General features: G+C 49.3%; 15 protein-coding genes. All 15 read right to left on the bottom strand.

Annotation, left to right across the window (positions count from 1 at the left end):
* Positions 1–82 precede the first annotated feature (82 nt).
* The 15 genes from DPO_RS03575 to DPO_RS03510 all read right to left on the bottom strand — a co-directional run bounded on the left by DPO_RS03575 (position 83) and on the right by DPO_RS03510 (position 16,761).
* Entirely contained in the window at positions 83–2,779 is a 2,697-nt protein-coding gene (locus DPO_RS03575) for a bifunctional acetate--CoA ligase family protein/GNAT family N-acetyltransferase (protein WP_006964323.1), read from the bottom strand.
* A gap of 15 nt (positions 2,780–2,794) precedes the next feature.
* A complete protein-coding gene (locus tag DPO_RS03570; RefSeq protein ID WP_006964322.1) occupies positions 2,795–3,373 on the bottom strand; it encodes a hypothetical protein in 579 nt (192 codons plus the stop codon).
* A gap of 169 nt (positions 3,374–3,542) precedes the next feature.
* Complete coding sequence (locus DPO_RS25480) at positions 3,543–3,692, bottom strand: hypothetical protein (protein ID WP_160166886.1); 150 nt, start codon at positions 3,690–3,692, stop codon at positions 3,543–3,545.
* 87 nt (positions 3,693–3,779) lie between these two features.
* Entirely contained in the window at positions 3,780–4,523 is a 744-nt protein-coding gene (locus DPO_RS03565) for a cytidylate kinase-like family protein (RefSeq protein WP_006964320.1), read from the bottom strand.
* A 23-nt stretch (positions 4,524–4,546) separates the two neighbouring features.
* On the bottom strand, positions 4,547–6,025 hold the full coding sequence (locus DPO_RS03560) for a glycoside hydrolase family 130 protein (protein ID WP_006964319.1): 1,479 nt from the start codon (positions 6,023–6,025) through the stop codon (positions 4,547–4,549).
* A 78-nt stretch (positions 6,026–6,103) separates the two neighbouring features.
* Entirely contained in the window at positions 6,104–7,045 is a 942-nt protein-coding gene (locus DPO_RS03555) for a glycoside hydrolase family 130 protein (protein WP_006964318.1), read from the bottom strand.
* Between the two features lie 19 nt (positions 7,046–7,064).
* Complete coding sequence (locus tag DPO_RS03550; protein ID WP_006964317.1) at positions 7,065–8,417, bottom strand: glycosyltransferase; 1,353 nt, start codon at positions 8,415–8,417, stop codon at positions 7,065–7,067.
* A 114-nt stretch (positions 8,418–8,531) separates the two neighbouring features.
* Complete coding sequence (locus DPO_RS03545; RefSeq protein WP_006964316.1) at positions 8,532–10,847, bottom strand: glycosyltransferase family 4 protein; 2,316 nt, start codon at positions 10,845–10,847, stop codon at positions 8,532–8,534.
* Positions 10,844–12,337: a B12-binding domain-containing radical SAM protein gene (locus DPO_RS03540; protein WP_006964315.1), complete on the bottom strand. Its 1,494-nt coding sequence runs from the start codon at positions 12,335–12,337 to the stop codon at positions 10,844–10,846. The genes DPO_RS03545 and DPO_RS03540 overlap by 4 nt, the downstream gene beginning before the upstream one ends.
* 42 nt (positions 12,338–12,379) lie before the next feature.
* Positions 12,380–13,876, bottom strand: a complete 1,497-nt coding sequence (locus tag DPO_RS03535; RefSeq protein ID WP_006964311.1) for a sigma-54 interaction domain-containing protein — start codon at positions 13,874–13,876, stop codon at positions 12,380–12,382.
* A 59-nt stretch (positions 13,877–13,935) separates the two neighbouring features.
* Entirely contained in the window at positions 13,936–14,328 is a 393-nt protein-coding gene (locus tag DPO_RS03530; protein ID WP_006964310.1) for a DUF948 domain-containing protein, read from the bottom strand.
* A 15-nt stretch (positions 14,329–14,343) separates the two neighbouring features.
* Complete coding sequence (locus DPO_RS03525; protein ID WP_201765589.1) at positions 14,344–14,628, bottom strand: YtxH domain-containing protein; 285 nt, start codon at positions 14,626–14,628, stop codon at positions 14,344–14,346.
* Positions 14,629–14,694: 66 nt separating this feature from the next.
* Positions 14,695–15,618 (bottom strand): hybrid sensor histidine kinase/response regulator, encoded by a 924-nt coding sequence (locus DPO_RS03520; protein WP_160166885.1) that lies wholly within the window; start codon positions 15,616–15,618, stop codon positions 14,695–14,697.
* A gap of 134 nt (positions 15,619–15,752) precedes the next feature.
* Positions 15,753–16,541, bottom strand: a complete 789-nt coding sequence (locus tag DPO_RS03515) for an integrase (RefSeq protein WP_006964307.1) — start codon at positions 16,539–16,541, stop codon at positions 15,753–15,755.
* A 37-nt stretch (positions 16,542–16,578) separates the two neighbouring features.
* Complete coding sequence (locus tag DPO_RS03510; RefSeq protein WP_006964244.1) at positions 16,579–16,761, bottom strand: hypothetical protein; 183 nt, start codon at positions 16,759–16,761, stop codon at positions 16,579–16,581.
* Between the last annotated feature and the right edge of the window lies 1 nt (position 16,762).

Below are 16,762 nucleotides of genomic sequence, written 5' to 3'. Positions count from 1 at the left end.
TATCCTTGTCAAACCTCAGCTGAATTTTTTGCCGGCACTTCCTGCGCCTTGCCTGCCAGGGATGCAACGGAAAACGATTTTTTCAATGAGATAAGCCCTCTGGTTTCAGGTTCTGTTTTCCGAAATGAATCACCAGGTTGCAGTCACAGGAGTCGGGATCTTTTTCAATCTCAAACCCCAGCTTTTTCCCCAGGGCCAGCATATTTCTGTTCTCCCTCAGAACAATCCCGTGAACCGTTTCATACCCCTGTTTCTGTGCAATGGCCAGGCATCTTTCCAAAAGGCTCGACCCGATTCCCTTGCCTTGCCAGGCATCCCCCACCAGGACGGAAAATTCACCCGTCTTTCCATCGGGTTCACCGATGATTCTGGCAACCCCCAGCATGCTGTCATCGGTTTGAGCCGTTTCATCCAGGGCCACCAGGGCAATCTCCCGATCGTAATCGATCTGGGTGAACCGGGCCAGCAGCTCAGGGTTCAACCCCTTTAATGCCCCGAAAAACCGATAATAAATCGTTGTGGGCGTCAATGTTTTGAATAATGCCGTAAACAAAGGGGCATCCTCGGGCTTGACCGGCCGGATGAAAATTTTAAGACCGTCCGTACTGCGCATAAGGGATTCATCTTCTTCAGGGTAGGGGCTGATCACCAGATGAAGAGAAGAACAGACATCTGTCGGGGAAATCCGTATCCGGGCATCCACTGCCACGGGACTGCCATCCTTGATCAGGACGGGGTTCATGTCCAGCTCGGCAATTTGAGGGAAATCGATCAAAAGCTGGGAAAGCCGGATAATCATTTCTTCGAGCTTCTCCATATTCGCGGCAGGCCGGTTTCGATATCCCTTTAACAGGGTGTAAACCCTGGTTTCCTGCATGAGCCGCAAGGCCAGAAGGCGGTTCATGGGCGGAAGTCCCAGAGACCGGTCTTTAAGCACTTCCGTAAAGATTCCGCCCATCCCGAACAGGATCACGGGACCAAACCCCTTATCCCGCTTGGCCCCCATTAAAATTTCAAAATCCGGGTTGGAAAAATAGGGCTGGAGGGTCACGCCCTCAATTTCTGCATCCGGTTTATACTGTAAAACGGATGACATAATTTGCTGATAGGCCCGGCTGACATCTTCATTGCTCCGCAAATCCAGACAGATGCCCCCGGCATCGGTTTTATGGGTGATATCGGGTGACAAAAGCTTCATGACCAGCGGAAATCCGATTTCCCCGGCCATACCCAAGGCCTGGGCTTCTGTGACGGCCGTTTTTGCCGTAATCACAGGCAGACCATAGGCCGTGAGCATTTCCACGGCATCGGCTTCCGGCATAAAGCCCTCCTTGACCCCGTCGATCAGGCTGCGGGCTTTTTTTTGATCAAATTCCATATTCCGGGTCATTTTCGGGGGAACTTCTATCAGTGTTTCAAGATTGGCCGCATATTCCACCATATATAAAAAGGAACGGACCGCCCGTTCCGGTGTGTCATAGGTCGGAACCCCGGCGTCATTCAAAACCGCCACCGACTTTTCAATACTTTCCCCGCCCATCCAGCAGGCAAAGACCGGGTATTCGCGCCCGCTGACGGCAGATGCCAGCATCTTTGCCACGGGTAAAGGATCGGCAATGGCCTGGGGGGCGAAAATGACCAGGACCCCATCCAGATTTTTTGATTTAAAGCAGGCTGAAAGGGCCTGGCCAAACCGGTCTGCCGTTGCATCCCCCAGGATATCGATGGGGTTTCCCCGGCTCCAGAAAGGCGGCAGGAACGCATCCAGGGCCTGGATTGTTTCAGGGTCCAGCGGTTCAGGTGCTTTTCCATATCCGGCAAGAGTATCCACCGCCATGACACCGGGCCCGCCCCCATTGGTGAGGATCGCCAGCCTGGGGCCCCGGGGACGCGGTTGCTTGGCCATCAGCTCGGCACAGTCAAAGAGTTCTTCAATGGAGTCCACCCGCACGATCCCGGCCCGCTTAAAGGCGGCATCATACACGGCATCTTCTCCTGCCATGGCACCGGTGTGAGACGCTGCTGCTTTTTCACCGGCAGGGCTCCTGCCGGATTTCAGCACGATAATGGGTTTCACCCGTGATACGGAACGGGCCGCACTCATAAATTTGCGGACATGGGTCAGGTTTTCAATATACAATAAAATACTTTTTGCCGAAGAATCATTTCCAAGATAATCGATCATGTCGCCGAAATCGATGTCCAGCATGGACCCGATGCTTATAAAATGGCTGAATCCCATGCGTTCCTTGGCAGCCATATCCAGAATGGCGCCGCATATGGCACCGCTCTGGGAGACAACGGCCAGGTTTCCGGCCCGGGGCATGTCCGAGGCAAACCCGGCATTGAGGTTCACGCCCGGCCGGATCAGCCCCATGCAGTTGGGCCCCAGGATACGAAGCCCGCCGTCATAGGCAATCTTTTGGATCTGATCCTCGATCTTTCGGCCCTGGTCCCCCACTTCCCTGCCGCCGGCTGAAATAATAATCGCACTGCGCATCTTTTTTTCGACACAGTCTGTCACAATATCAATGGCCGTGTGAATGGGGGTGGCAATAATGGCAAGATCCACCCCCGGCATCAGATCACGGACCGATTTTACGCAGTCATGACCCTGTAAGGTTTTATATTTGGGATTCACCGGCAGAATCTTTCCTGAAAATCCGCCCTCGATCAGATTTGTCATCAGCGCATGGCCGATGGTTCCCTTTTTCTTACTGGCCCCCACCACTGCGATGTGGCGGGGGTTGAACATGTTTTTTAAATGATATTGTCCCATATTTATCCTTATTTTTTACCGGCCGATATCCTCAAAAGCGTCCAGCACGATTCCTGTTCCTGTCGAAATCAGCAGGATATCCCGGGCCACGCGCACAAAGCGGTGTTGCGGTGGCGGCTCTCCCAATTGATCAAGGATGCTTGACGGAAGATCATAGAAGATCACTTCTCTGGGAAGCGGTTGCCCTTTTTTCCACATTTTTGCTTGACCGGGGGGGAGGCACCCGTTGTCCTTTTTGAGCAAACCCGGCGGGCAGTGCCCTTTTCGAAATCGATCGGAATAATATTGGTGGATGAACTTTTTTTTATTTTCGCTGAAGTACCCGCTCTTCCGGTCTCCATTTCCGGTTGTCCCGTCATAGGACCCCTGCCCAGACGTCCTGTCATATCTGTGGTTATCACGTCTTTCTTCATCTCTGTCGTTCTCTTGCTTTTTATCGTATCTGTGATTTTCACGTTTTTCTTCGTATCTGTGATTCTCCCGATTTTTATCGCTACCCCTTTCTGGTTTATCTGCGAATGCCGTTCCCGTCGACCATATCCCGGCAAAAACAAGCGCCAGAATAAAACTCATCTGAAACATATAGCGCTGCATAACATTGCTCCTGTTTAAAAATTTATAAAACGAATTCACCATTAATCAGAAATGGTAATAGCAAGCTTTATGCCACAACTGACAAACGAATGGCTTTTACTACCAAATGACCACCGGTGTAACGCCGGTGGTCATTTGAATCTGCGGGTTGAAAGTCCAGTACTCCGACTTATTTTTGGGTTGTTTTTTTGGTTCCTTTTTTTCCCCCGGTCATCGGTCCCTGACCAGGTCCGGTACGCTTACCCTTACCCTTGCCTTTACCGTCTTTGGGTCCCTGACCTTTTGGTCCGGTGCCATCTTTATCCGGCATCTTAATCACCTCCTTTCCTCTGGCGAACATTTGTGACCTTTATTTGGATTTTCCTTATCTCTCATCAACGTCTGTGGGTTTTAGCATTCAAATAGTTTAAAATTTTTGTTCAAATGCACATGCAATGATTTGAGCCACCGGGTATTCTGAATCAAAGAAATCCATATTAATGACCAGATCAAATTCATCAGATGCAATTTTTTCCCTGAGAAAAACGGCATTAAAAAATTCATGATGTTCATCATCCATGATGTTTACTCTTTTCTCGGCTTCGCCTTCATCAACACCCAGCATATTTGACAGTCTCGCAATCCGGCGATTCCTGCTGCATATCAATTGTACGGACAAAATCGTATGACGGGGCAGAATCAAGTGGGTTCCCCGGCCCACAAATATCGTCGGCTCAGCATGTGCCAGTGCGGTAACCGTTTTTGCCAGCTGCTGAATATAATCGTTTTTGAAGAATTTCTTTTCAATGGAGAGCGCTGCAAGCAATTCTCTCATCTTTCCCGGAACCCGTTCATCATAAAATTCAATGATCTTTTCAGTCAAAGTAGAATCATTTGCCATATATTCCATTATTTCTCTATCAATCACACGATATCCGGTCCTTTCCGACAAAAATTCCGCCACCTCCAGAGCCCCGACGCCCACACCGCGAGATATGCAGATGCAGTTTTTTTGTGAAAAATCTTCAAGATTTTTTCTTTCTTTTTCTTCTCTCTGCCATTTCTGGATTTGCGATCCTGCCCAATCTGAGGCACTCATCATTTTCCTGCCATAATATCCAGGCGGATGTGCATTTTTGCCTATTGCATTTTTATCGGCTGCTTTTTTCATATCTTTTTCTCCTTTTTTATGGGTTACATGACGGCATGCATACACTGTATCAATTTTTTGACTTCAACGGTTGCCACACCGGAATTAACATCAGACATGGCATATGGAATGACCAGTTCCTTTTGGTGAATGATGGAACCGCAGGAATAGACCACATTGGGGACATATCCCTCCCGTTCTTTCTCATTGGGGGCCAAAAGCGGTTCATCCAGGCGGGCAATGACCCGTGCCGGGTTTTCCAGATCCAGCAGGATGGCGCCGATGCAATACTGGCGCATGGGCCCGACCCCGTGGGTCAGTACGATCCAGCCTTTATCAGTCTCTACGGGTGATCCGCAATTGCCGATCTGGAAAAATTCCCAGGGGTATTCAGGTTCCTGGATCACTTCGGAAGTCTGCCAGAAATGCAGGTTGTCTGAAAACATGATATGGTTGTTTTCGCCTCCCTGGCGGGAAAGCATGGCATATTGACCCTTTATTTTCCGGGGGAAAAGGGCCATGCCCTTGTTCTGGACCGCCTTGCCGTTGAGTGTCAGAATTTTGAAATGAATGAAATCCTTTGTTTCGATCAACTGGGGTAAAATGGTCACCCCGTTATAAGCCGTATAGGTGGCGTAATAGGTAACCTCCTGGTTATCATCGAAAAATTGCACAAACCGGGCATCTTCAATCCCCCGGCTCTCATTTCTCGAAACCGGGAAGATGACCCGTTCGGAAATTCTGTGATCGCTGTGAAAGTCCACTTCATAATTGGAATCTGCAAGCCAGGTCATAAAACCAAAAGTTGTTTTCTGTTTGGCTGCAGAAAATTGCGGATTTGCGTTGAGGATACGGATTTGTTCGATAAGTTCCTTAAAAAGGAATTCTTCGGGCAGGCGGCCGAGAATATAGGTGCTGATTTCGTTGTTGGCCTTCATTTCATCCAGCTTTCTCTGGAAAACGGATCGGTTGTAGACAGAATCCTGTTTTAAATCCGGGGTTTCCACAAACTCACTGACCGGATCAAAACAAAAGGTGTTGTGCCGGTCAAGAATTCCGCTTCGAAACACAATGGAAGAAATATGGCCTTCACCCGTGGCCCTCAGACTCATGACAAACCTGAGGCTGCCTTTTTCAAGGTCGGTCTGATCCGGATGGGGCACGATGGACGGGTTGAAAAGTGCGGCCGACTCTATGGCATATTCTTTTGTAAAATAAGCACCGATCAATTCCTTTTGAACATCTTTGAGTAATACATGCTCGGGCAAAAAATCCCTTACCCGGTCCAGGTGCTTTTCAAAAACATGATGAAGGTCTTCGTGCCGGCCTGAAAAGTCTTTGAGTATTTTTGTCATCAGATCATTGGCAAACGCATCGGGCAGATCCATGATCCGCCCGATAATTCTGGATATGCGATGGGAATCATCCGGCAGATGGGGCCGTGTAATGACCCGGGAGATATCCCCGATGATCTTGTTGGGTTTTCTTGTCACTTTCAGTTTCAGACGGTGTTTTGCCTTCATATACGAATTTCCTTAAAGTAAATACAAAATTATAAAAGCAACAGTCATATATGACCCATTGCCCTTTTGTGACGTCTGTCACATGGCCGGCCGGGGAGAAGAGATGCAAAGAGACACTAGATCGTCAAGCTTTGCCGTACCCGCACACATGACCGTATCCGCACCTCCCCAGTAAATTTTCACCGTACCGTCCTCTTCCGGAACCGCACCGCAGGTAAACACCACATTGGGAACATAGCCGACCCTTTCCCAGAAGTCTTCGGGCTGGAGGATCCAGTCATCGGAAACGCCGATGATTCTTGCCGGGTCATCCAGGTCATGCAGGGCAACACCGAGCCGGTACACGGTTCCGGACATGGTTTTGAACACCCCGTGATAGATATTCAACCAGCCTTTACCGGTTTTTATGGGCGGGGCCCCGGGCCCGATTTTCATCTCATCCCAGTGATAGGCCACTGGTTTTATAATCACTTTTGAATCCCCCCAGTGCACCAGATCCGGGGAGTAGGAAATCCAGATGGACCAGGGGGATATTTCCGAATGGGGCCGGTCCAGTCGCACATACCGGCCGTTTATTTTTTCAGGAAAAAGGACCACGTTGCGCAGATCCGCCTGGGTGATCAGGGCAATGCGTTCAACCGTTTTAAAATCAGTCGTCCTGGCCAGGGCAATACAGACCCCGTGACAAGAATAGGCACTGTAGGTGAGCCAAAATTCATCTCCCATGGGATTGATGCGCAGATCTTCGACGCCGAATGCTTCATACTCGGCAAAAACACCCTCTTTAGCCGGGATTAAAAAGGGTTCCGGGGCAACGGTAAATGAAAATCCATCCCTGCTGTCCGCCCGACCGATGATGGAACGCCCGTTGTAAAGATGGGATCTGAACAGCATGATATACTGCCCCTGATATTTGACCACGCCGGCATTGTGAACCGTTGCCACGGGATAGGGGACATCCTTTCTTGTCAGGATGGGATTGTGTGCACAGCGCGTAATGATCTCTTTTTCGGCTTTCATGTCCCCCCCTTTGTGTGTGTTAATTTCTGCCAAAATCATCTTCCAGGCGTTCAATATCATCTTCACCAAAATAATCGCCGGTCTGAACTTCCGTAAATACGAGATTTTTTATGCCGTCATTTTGAATTCTGTGAACGGATTGGCGCGGGATATTTATGGATTGTCCGGCCACAAGCCTATTTTCTGCGCCATTTAGGGTGCAGATGCCTTTTCCGCTGACCACAAACCAGTGTTCATCCCTGTGCTGATGACGCTGGAGGCTCAAGCGTTTTCCCGGATACACCGTTATTTTTTTATTCTTAAACGTATTTTCATCGGAAAGAATCCGGTAAAATCCCCAGGGCCGGTGATCTTCCCGCTTTGTCATTTCACAGATCTTTTCATACACCCGGATATAGTTATCAACCATATGATCAACCGTGAAATGATCGGAAACGGTTTTCCGGCAAAATGCCCGGTCAATGCCGCTGATACGGTCAACTGCACGGATTGCCTCTTGAATATTGGAAACCAGGAACCCGTTCTCCTTGTCCCGGATCAGTTCTGGCATGCTGCCCCGGTTGACGGCAATCACGGGGGTGCCGCAGGCCATGGATTCAATGACACTCAGGCCGAAGGGTTCGTCAAAATTGATGAGATGCAGCAACGCTGCGGCCTTGCCCAGCACCTCATTTCTTTTTTCCGGCCCGATGCTTCCCAGATAGGTTACCTGGTCCCCATCGATCACCGGTTTGATATGTGCATTGAAATAGGTCTCATCCTGGATGATCCCGGCCATGATCAGTTTTCTGTTCGAAGCCCGGGCAACCGCAATGGCCTCTTTGGCCCCCTTGTCCGGGTGGAACCGGCCCAGGAACAAAAGATAATCTTCAGGATGGGGCTGAAAATCAAATTCCGCCAGATCAATCCCGTGATGAATGGTCCTGATATAGTCGAGATCCGGGTTTCGGTCAGCCTCGCTGATAGACACATAAAAGGTTTTTTTATTGTATTTTCTGAACACCGGCAGGATTTTTGGTGATGAAAACCCGTGGATGGTGGTGACCACGGGGGTGCGGGTCAGGCCGGTATAGGTTAAGGGCAGAAAATCAAAATGGTTGTGAATGATGTCGAATGCGTCGGCATGATCAAACAGTTCGGAAATATGAAGGCATTCAGACACCTTTGGGATGATGGTGGGATCTTCTTCATATCCTTTCGCGCAAACCGCATGCAGGGTAGCATGGGTCAAAGAATCTTTTGTGGCGAACAGGGTGACATCAAGGCCCCGTTTCACCAGGCCTTCCGTTAAAAGGGAGGCCACTTTTTCCCAGGGGCCGTAGTGCACGGGCGGCGTCCGCCAGGCAATGGGGGACAGCATGGCAATGCGCATCAGGTTTCCTTTTATATGAAAGTTTTAAGTGTTAAGTTTTAAGTTTTAAGCCAATATCTGTCGGCTAAAAGCTAACAGCTTTCATAATTTGTTGTGCCCAGCAGGGCATGGCCGTTATTTAATATCCGGGGACTGGAATAACGGCGGTTGGTTGAGTATTTCATCGGCATAGAGCTTTTGCAGGTTCAGCAAGGATAAAAGCCATGCCAGCGTGGATTCGGCCCCCTGATTCTGGTTGATGCCGTCCACCATGAGCCCGTCCCGGCAACCGCCGGTCCTGGGGTCATACAGGGGCATATTCAGATCATTGTGCCCGAGAAACCAGTTAAAACTCATGACGCTGTGTTCAAACCACTGCCGGTCCCGGGTAATATTATAGGCGTCCACACAGGCATCGACCATGGCTTTGGCTTCAATGGGCTGCTGGTCGAACCGGGTCCTTTTTTCCCCTTTCTGATACCAGCCGTTGCTGCCGATGGGCGCAAAATGATGATCATGGGTCTGGATGGCCAGAAGCCATTTCAGGGAAACAAGCCCCATATCCACCATATCGCTGCGCTGCATCTTTTTTCCGGACAAAATCAGGGCCTGGGGCAGTTTGGCATTGGCATAATTTAAACCATCTTCAGGCCAGGGCCAGTCTGTGGTCCCATGATCTTTAAACTGGACAAACAGCCGGTCCGCCAGAATATCCCTGATCCTTCTGGCATTGCTGTCCCCGCAAAATTTGCCCAGGTAGGCATCCAGACCGATGAGGGTAAACGCCACTGCCCGGGGGGCAAAAAAATGTTCCGCAACCCCCAGGGCCTTTTTGAACAACACCGTGCTCACGGCCATGTGGCTGGGATTTTCCAGATAGGCCACGGCCTTTCCCAGGCACCAGAGCGACCGGCCATGGGAATCTTCAGACCCGGTCTCTTTCACCCACTGCCGGGAATAGTCCATAAAATTGCGGAACCGGCCTTTTTTTTCATCAAAGGCATATAAAAGAAACCCCAGATAATGGCCGGCCAGGGCATCCAGGCCAAATCCGTTGGCCGGCAGGTATTTTTGCCCCAAAACAGCCGTCAGCAGGGCCCTGGCATTATCATCCGTGCAGTATCCATGGGCCCTGTCCGGGATGGTATGATTGGCATGCTGGAAAAGACCTGTGTCATCGGTCATGGCCTTGAGATGATCCAGCTTGATCTCGGGCAGATCGAAACGGGTGATGGCCTCAACGTTTTTAATATAGGAATACCTGGGCCGCGGATGGCGGATGCGGTTTTGACGGACCTCTTTGAAAACCTCCAGATAGCGCTTTGACACCTCTTTCCACACGGCTTCACGTGTAAAGGTATAGGCTTTTTTGCGCATGGCATGCCGTTGGCCGTCATTGTCCAGAAGGGTATTGATCTGTTCCGCCAGGGCGTTTGGATCTTTAAAGGGGACGATTTTTCCCCGGCCGTCCGCCAGCATTTCAACGGCATACCAATACGGGGTTGAAATAATGGCCTTGCCCGTTCCCATGGCATAGGCCAGGGTCCCGGAGGTAATCTGGGCCTCTTCAGGATATGGGGAGATATACAGATCGGCAATGCCGAGAAATTCACCCAGTTCCCGCAAGGCCGTAAAACTGTTTTGAAAAATGACATGCCGGTTGATCCCCAGTTTGTGAACCATCTGCTGGAGCATGATCCGGTAGGCTTCCCCATCAGATTTCAAGACATGGGGATGGGTGCGGCCCAGAATGATATAGACCACATCCGGATGTTTTTTAAGGACGGCGGGAAGGGCCTGCAACGCGGTTTCAATGCCTTTGCTCGGAGACAAAAGGCCAAAGGTCAGCAATACTTTTTTGCCTTCCACTTCAAATTTATCTTTGTTAAAGCTGGAATCGATAAAGGGCATGTCCGGTATCCCGTGATGGATAAAGGCGATTTTCTCCCGGGGGACCCCATAGATATCTTCCAGGAACCCTTTTGCCTTATGGCTCATGACCACGAGTTTGTCCGACAGATCACTGAGTTTGCACATGACATCCCGGTATTCCGGGGCAGGGTCTTTTAACACCGTATGCAACGTTGTCACCACGGGCATGTGAAGGTCGCCCAGCAGTTTGAGCAGATGACTGCCGGCAGCGCCGCCGAAAATACCGAATTCATGCTGGATGCAGACGATATCAACCTCGCTGATATTTAAAAACTGGGATGCAACCCCGTAATCCGCCAAAATGTTCTGGTTGATTTCAAAGCGGACTTTTTCAGGGTAGGGATATCCTTTAAATGTGTCATTCATTGCCACCGTCCAGCAATCGATGTTCGGCGACAAAGAGGACAATCCTTCCACCAGATCGCTGGTAAAGGTGGCAATGCCGCACTGCCGGGGCAGATAATTGCCGATGACGGCAATGGACTTGATCTCTTCATCCTGTTTCGGTGTCATTGTCATACGCGTTTCTTTTCAAAAATATACCGCTCGCAGATTTTCCGGTAATGATACCCGTAAATGGAAAGGGTGATGGCTGTGGGCACCAGTTTTGGTTTTCGGACCAGGGTCCAGGCAATCAGATTCCAGTAGTGGAACCGTTCTTTTCCGAAAACCCCGAGCCGCAACCCGGCCCTGAAAAAGGAAAGAAACCGCTGAAAATCAATCGGCGCTACGATTTCAGGGGCTTTGAGCTCCAGCAATAAGGTCCTGATCCGGCGGTAATAGTTTTTCGGCTGATAGATCTGTTTCATGATGGCCTGGTATCCGTTGAGCAGATTGTCCATGCCCATCTTGGGGATGATATTGGTGGTGCCGTTTACATTGTCCCCGGAAAAGGATTGTGCCACCCGACTTTCCTGCTGCAGCCGGTCAAACAGCCGGGTTCCGGGAATGGCCTGGAGCATGCCCACCATGGCCGTGACAATGCCGCTTTTCTGGATAAAATCGATCTGGCGCTGAAAAATGGACGGCCCGTCACTGTCAAACCCGACAATGAAACCGCCCATGACCTGCATCCCGGACCGGTGGATGATGCCCACGCTTTCCAGAAGATTTCTGTTCTTATTCTGAATTTTATGACATTCGGCCAAACTGACCTCATCCGGGGATTCAATGCCGATGAACACGGAATCAAACCCGGCTTTTACCATCATGTCTAAAAGTTCAGGATCATCCGCCAGATTGATGGAGGATTCCGTAAAAAACACACAGCCTTTTTTATCTTTGCGCCAGTCAATCAGGGCCGGGAGCAGATGTTTTTTTAAATACCCTTTATTGCCGATAAAATTATCATCCACAAAAAAGATACTGCCCCGCCAGCCTGCCGCATAAATATGATCCAGTTCCAGGATGATCCGGTCGGCTTTTTTTAACCGGGGGATGTGGCCGAACAAGGCCGTCACGTTACAGAAATCGCAGTTAAAGGGGCAGCCCCTGGAAAACTGCAAGCTCATGGATGCATATCGTTTCATGTTTAACAGCCCCCACAAAGGCACGGGGGTGTCATCAGGATCACAGAATCCGTCGGCCCGGTATATTTTTTTTACCCGGCCGTTGCCAAGATCCGACAAAAATTCAGGCAGGGTCAGTTCTGCTTCATCCAGCACCAGGTGGTCCACGTCCATGAACGCTTCGGGTTCACAAGTAAACAGCGGCCCGCCGGCCACAACCGTGACATTCAATGTTTTACAGCGATCGATGATCTGCCGGGTGGATGTGCGCTGAACGGCCATGCCGCCGATAAACACCAGATCGGCCCAGGCAATATCCTTGTCTTTGAGGCGCTCCACATTCGTATCCTTCAGGCGTTTCTCCCAGTTTTCAGGCACCAGGGCCGCCACAGTGATCAATCCCAGCGGCGGAAAAGCCGCTTTTTTTCCGATAAAGCTTAAGGCATGGGTGAAAGACCAGAACGTATCCGGAAATTCAGGGTAAATGAATAAAATTTTCATCTCAAGGGTTTCCTTATATTACCAAAGGCCAAATATGGCCGTTCAGGGTTTTATGATATCCAGCTTTCGCATCCGGGCGCGCAGGGTGCTGCGGTTGAGTCCGAGAATCTGGGTTGCACTGTTTTTCCCGCTGACTTTCCAGTTGGTCTGTTCCAGAACCTGGACAATATGGTCGTGTTCCACTTGTTCCAGTGTTTTTGATTCCTTTATTTTATGGGTGTTGCCTAAAGAAGCCAGCGGCTTGTTAAAATCATCCACCATGCGCAGTTTCGGGCCTGACGAAATGATCACGGCACGCTCCAGAATATTCTCCAGCTCCCGGACATTTCCCGGCCAGTCATAATTTAAAAATGTATCCATCATCAGTTTGGGAACAATGGGGGTATCTTTACCCAGGCGCCTGGCAATTTTTTTGACATAAAAAGCCACCAGAAGCGGGATGTCCTCTATTCGGTCCCGAAGGGGCGGCATGGTAATGGGAAACACATTCAGCCGGTACCAGAGATCTTCCCGGAAATTGCCTTTTTTTACTTCCTGTTCCAGATTCCGATTGGTGGCGGCAATGATCCTGGCGTCCACCTTGATGGTATGGGGGCTGCCCAGGCGTTCAAACTCCCCGTCCTGGATCACGCGAAGCAGTTTGCCCTGCAACTCCAGGGGCAGTTCTCCGATTTCATCCAGAAAGAGCGTGGCCCCGTTTGCAATCTCGAACCGTCCCAGCTGCCTGGCGCTGGAACCGGTAAACGCCCCTTTTTCATGACCGAACAATTCGTTTTCAATCAGGTTGGCCGGCAATGCGGCGCAGTTGATTTTGACCAAAGCCCTTTTTCTGCGCGGACTGCTGTGATGAACGGCCCGGGCCACAAGTTCCTTTCCCGTTCCGGTTTCGCCCAGAACCAGGACCGTGGTATGGGTGGCGGCAATCTGTTCGACCTTATAGAGCACGTATTTGAGTGCATCGCTTTTACCGATGATATTTTCATGGTTGTGTTCCAGTTTGATCTCTTCGGTCAGATACGCTTTTTCCCCTTCCAGCTGCTTTTTCAGCTTTTGTATTTCCAGCAGGGCTGTTTCTGCGGTTTCCTTTTCTTTTTCCGCCGCCTGTCTGGCCAGGGCAAGTTCAGATGTGCGGGCTTCCACAATCTCTTCAAGGTTCCGCTTATAATGCTCCCGCTCGGTCACATCCTCGATGGCCAGAAGAATCAGCTGGGCATCGATTGATTTCAGGTTGATTTTTCTGGCATTCAGATGCATGATCTTCAGGCCGATATTTTCAAAAGAATGTTCCACTTCAAAATCATTGAATACACAATTCTGGGGCAGCACCTCTTCCAGCAATTCCCTGAGTCTGGGGATATTCCATTGCCCGTTGCCAAGATCATAGATCAATGCACCTTCCGTATTTTCCTGGGTGACACAGAAATTTTTGTAAAAAGACGGGTTGGCACCAACCACCTTATGACTGTTATCCAGTACCAGAAGGGGTTCACGCACCGATCCCAGGACATTGTTAAATACGTTTATAAACGCTTTTTGCATTTTCAGATCCTTTCCTGAAAGGCAGGGGTCCGGACTTTTTTGAAGGATTTCAAAAATTTTTATTTTGCTCCTTTCTCACTGGATGAAAACATATTGACCACTATCTGAACGATTTCTCCGATCACCAGGGCATATTTTGCCAGGGAATCCGCCGTTTCAGTAATGGTCAATACCGTATCCGTTGTTTCATGGGAAATCGTCCGGACGGCCTCTCCCGCCTCTTCAACACTTTTTTTTAAATTCTTGCTCATGCTTTTTGTATTCACTGAAATTTCATGAATATTGGGAATAATCTCGTTCAACTGGTCTTTGTTTTTTTGCAGCAGACCTGCGGCTTCTTTGACAAGCCGGTTCACGTTTTTCAACGTGATAACGGCATAGCCGCCGGCCACTGCAAAAAACACAAAAATAATAAATACGCCCAGTTCATTCCAGGTAATGGAACCTTGCATAAAAATGGCCTCCTTCTATTCTGAAGGTTTTTCTTTGGTTTCCTTAGCCGAAGCCACGATTTTCTCTTTGGTGGCCGCCACATTGTCTTTCAGATTTTTAAAGGTTTGACCGGTCCGGTCGGCAATGAGATGCCGGGTTTCTCTGCCGGATTTCGGGGCAAACAGGATGCCGGCGGCAACGCCCACCACGGAGCCGATACCGGCCCCCAGGACCAGATTTCTGGTTCTGTTTCGCCGGACATCTTCCGTTCGCAAACGCTTCAGTTTTATCACCTGATTGGCCAGTTCATTCAACATCATGATATATCCTCCTGATTTGATGACGTTCATTAATACCATCGCGGACACTCCTTTAAAAAACAGGGGTTAATTTTTTTGATCCATCAGTTTTCGTATGGTTTCGGCAATTTTCGACATGGAGACCGGTTTCATCATATAGGCCGCAATTCCCAGTTGCCGGGCTTTTTCCTCATCAATCAGGGAGCTGTGGCCCGTGCACAGAACAATGGGGATATCGGGCCGGATCCGGATCAATTCTTCAGCCAGTTTCGCACCCGTCATTTTGGGCATGGTCATATCCGTAATGACCGCATCAAAATAGCCGGGGTTCAATTTAAACAGCGCCAGGGCATCTTCCGGGTCTGACATGGCTTCGACCCTGTAATCAAACAATTTCAATGCTTCCTGAGCCATCTCGGCAATGTTCACCTCATCATCCACAAAAAGGATTCGCTCCGTGCCATGAAACGAATCATTCATGGATTTGATCTTTGTCTCGGGTTTTTGTTCCACCATGGGGAAGCGCATCGTAAACAGGGTCCCGCCTTCCGACCGGTTTTGAACGGTAATGGTCCCTTTGTGATTTTTAACAATGGTATCAACAACGGCCAGTCCCAGGCCGGACCCTTTTCCCACTGCCCGGGTGGTAAAATAGGGATCAAAAATACGGCTCAGGATGCCGGGATCAATTCCAGGGCCGTTGTCTTTCACCGTCATCTCGGCATACTTCCCGGCCGGACAGTCTTCAACAGCCCCTTCCGGCAAAATCTTTGTTTCCACCCTGATCTCAAGAAGCCCCCCCGTCTTTTCCATTGCCTGGGCGGCATTGGTGCATAAGTTCATCAGAATCTGGCCGATCTGGATCTTGTCCGAAAGAATCATCACTGCCTGATCCGGGAATTTCGTATGAATATCGATGAAGGTCGGGATGGACGCCCGCAGTAAAATGAGCGCGGACTCGCAAGTTGATGGATAGATGGTCAACAAAGATGAGGGATGCGCTGCGCTCATCGGCCGTTTTTTTAAGGTATAAGCGGAAGTTTTGAATAAGGTAAAAAAACGAGAAGAAGCGGCAATTAGAATCATTCTTTCTGAGAATTTTCACGATAAAGCAGGGCGAGATCAAAAACCAAATGCCTCCGATTTCAGCCAATAATTTTTTCTGCTTTCAATAAAGTCCTCGTCAGATAATGTATTTTTTTTTGTTCACCTGCATGATTACGCCAATCCTGTCTTTCCTGGATAATACGATTGTAGATTTCCGTTCGGATAAATCCTCTTCGATAGAGAGCCAAAGCATATGCAAAATCAGTGGCGGATTCATTACCTTTATCATAAAGGGGCCGGGTAATATTGTTTTTATGACACACGCCCCCCCGGGGTTGATGGGAAAAAGCCTTTTGAGAACAGGAGGATAGTTTTATTTCAGGGATATTCGCCTGGCGTTTCCAATCAACCCATACAAGTTTTGCCAATGGGTACTGTCCCGAAGGCGTTTTGTGTTTTTCCTTTCTGTTCCTGAACCCGGGGCACCTCCCCCATCTATTTTTAGGGTCTGCGCCGGGGTCGCTGTGCATTTTTTCCAGCCAATACCGTTTTTCAGCAAGGTCAAGGGGACGAGAGCTATGAATCCATACCTGATAATTGCCGGGCGAAGTTTCTATGACCATTCTGCCGGGTTTAAAAACTTTCGGTTTTAATTGGTGATGCCGGGTAAGCAGGTCGCTGTCTAAATCGTCTGCAAGAAAGTAATAAGGCTGGATGGCAGAATCCGGTTTAATCAGGATGTGTCTGCCGCCGGCATTTTCGGCTTTAAGATAGGGGATGTTTTTAAGAGAAAAGGCGACTGGCCATCTGCCTGTTGATTCATCAAGGACAGCCAAGGTGAAGCGATGGTTAAAATAATTACAGATTTTCCATAAAATTCTTTCCATGGGTATGTGCCCGGACCATGAAGTCCGGGCATATTCATTATTTCCACTCGTCGTGGTCTATGGGATTTTGCTTTGCATCCTGTTCCATTTGGAATTTCCTGAACTCCCGATATTCCCGATTCAAACTTTTAAGTCCAGTAACGGCTATGTCGCGCATCAGATATCCTAATTCTATGGCAATTTCCTCAAATGTAATATCAGGATCATCATAAATACTCATA

The organism is Desulfotignum phosphitoxidans DSM 13687 (assembly GCF_000350545.1).
GTDB lineage: Bacteria > Desulfobacterota > Desulfobacteria > Desulfobacterales > Desulfobacteraceae > Desulfotignum > Desulfotignum phosphitoxidans.
The sequence above is the reverse complement of the archived record's forward strand: the minus strand, read 5'-3'. Positions and strand labels throughout refer to the sequence as shown.

Coding starts and splice junctions, on each gene's coding strand:
- DPO_RS03520 (WP_160166885.1), bottom strand. CDS start 15,618: ATGAGCGCAGCGCATCCCTCATCTTTGTTGACCATCTATCCATCAACT.
- DPO_RS03525 (WP_201765589.1), bottom strand. CDS start 14,628: ATGATGTTGAATGAACTGGCCAATCAGGTGATAAAACTGAAGCGTTTG.
- DPO_RS03510 (WP_006964244.1), bottom strand. CDS start 16,761: ATGAGTATTTATGATGATCCTGATATTACATTTGAGGAAATTGCCATA.
- DPO_RS03550 (WP_006964317.1), bottom strand. CDS start 8,417: ATGCGCATTGCCATGCTGTCCCCCATTGCCTGGCGGACGCCGCCCGTG.
- DPO_RS03540 (WP_006964315.1), bottom strand. CDS start 12,337: ATGAAAATTTTATTCATTTACCCTGAATTTCCGGATACGTTCTGGTCT.
- DPO_RS03575 (WP_006964323.1), bottom strand. CDS start 2,779: ATGGGACAATATCATTTAAAAAACATGTTCAACCCCCGCCACATCGCA.
- DPO_RS03535 (WP_006964311.1), bottom strand. CDS start 13,876: ATGCAAAAAGCGTTTATAAACGTATTTAACAATGTCCTGGGATCGGTG.
- DPO_RS03515 (WP_006964307.1), bottom strand. CDS start 16,541: ATGGAAAGAATTTTATGGAAAATCTGTAATTATTTTAACCATCGCTTC.
- DPO_RS03565 (WP_006964320.1), bottom strand. CDS start 4,523: ATGAAAAAAGCAGCCGATAAAAATGCAATAGGCAAAAATGCACATCCG.
- DPO_RS03555 (WP_006964318.1), bottom strand. CDS start 7,045: ATGAAAGCCGAAAAAGAGATCATTACGCGCTGTGCACACAATCCCATC.
- DPO_RS03530 (WP_006964310.1), bottom strand. CDS start 14,328: ATGCAAGGTTCCATTACCTGGAATGAACTGGGCGTATTTATTATTTTT.
- DPO_RS03560 (WP_006964319.1), bottom strand. CDS start 6,025: ATGAAGGCAAAACACCGTCTGAAACTGAAAGTGACAAGAAAACCCAAC.
- DPO_RS03570 (WP_006964322.1), bottom strand. CDS start 3,373: ATGCAGCGCTATATGTTTCAGATGAGTTTTATTCTGGCGCTTGTTTTT.
- DPO_RS03545 (WP_006964316.1), bottom strand. CDS start 10,847: ATGACAATGACACCGAAACAGGATGAAGAGATCAAGTCCATTGCCGTC.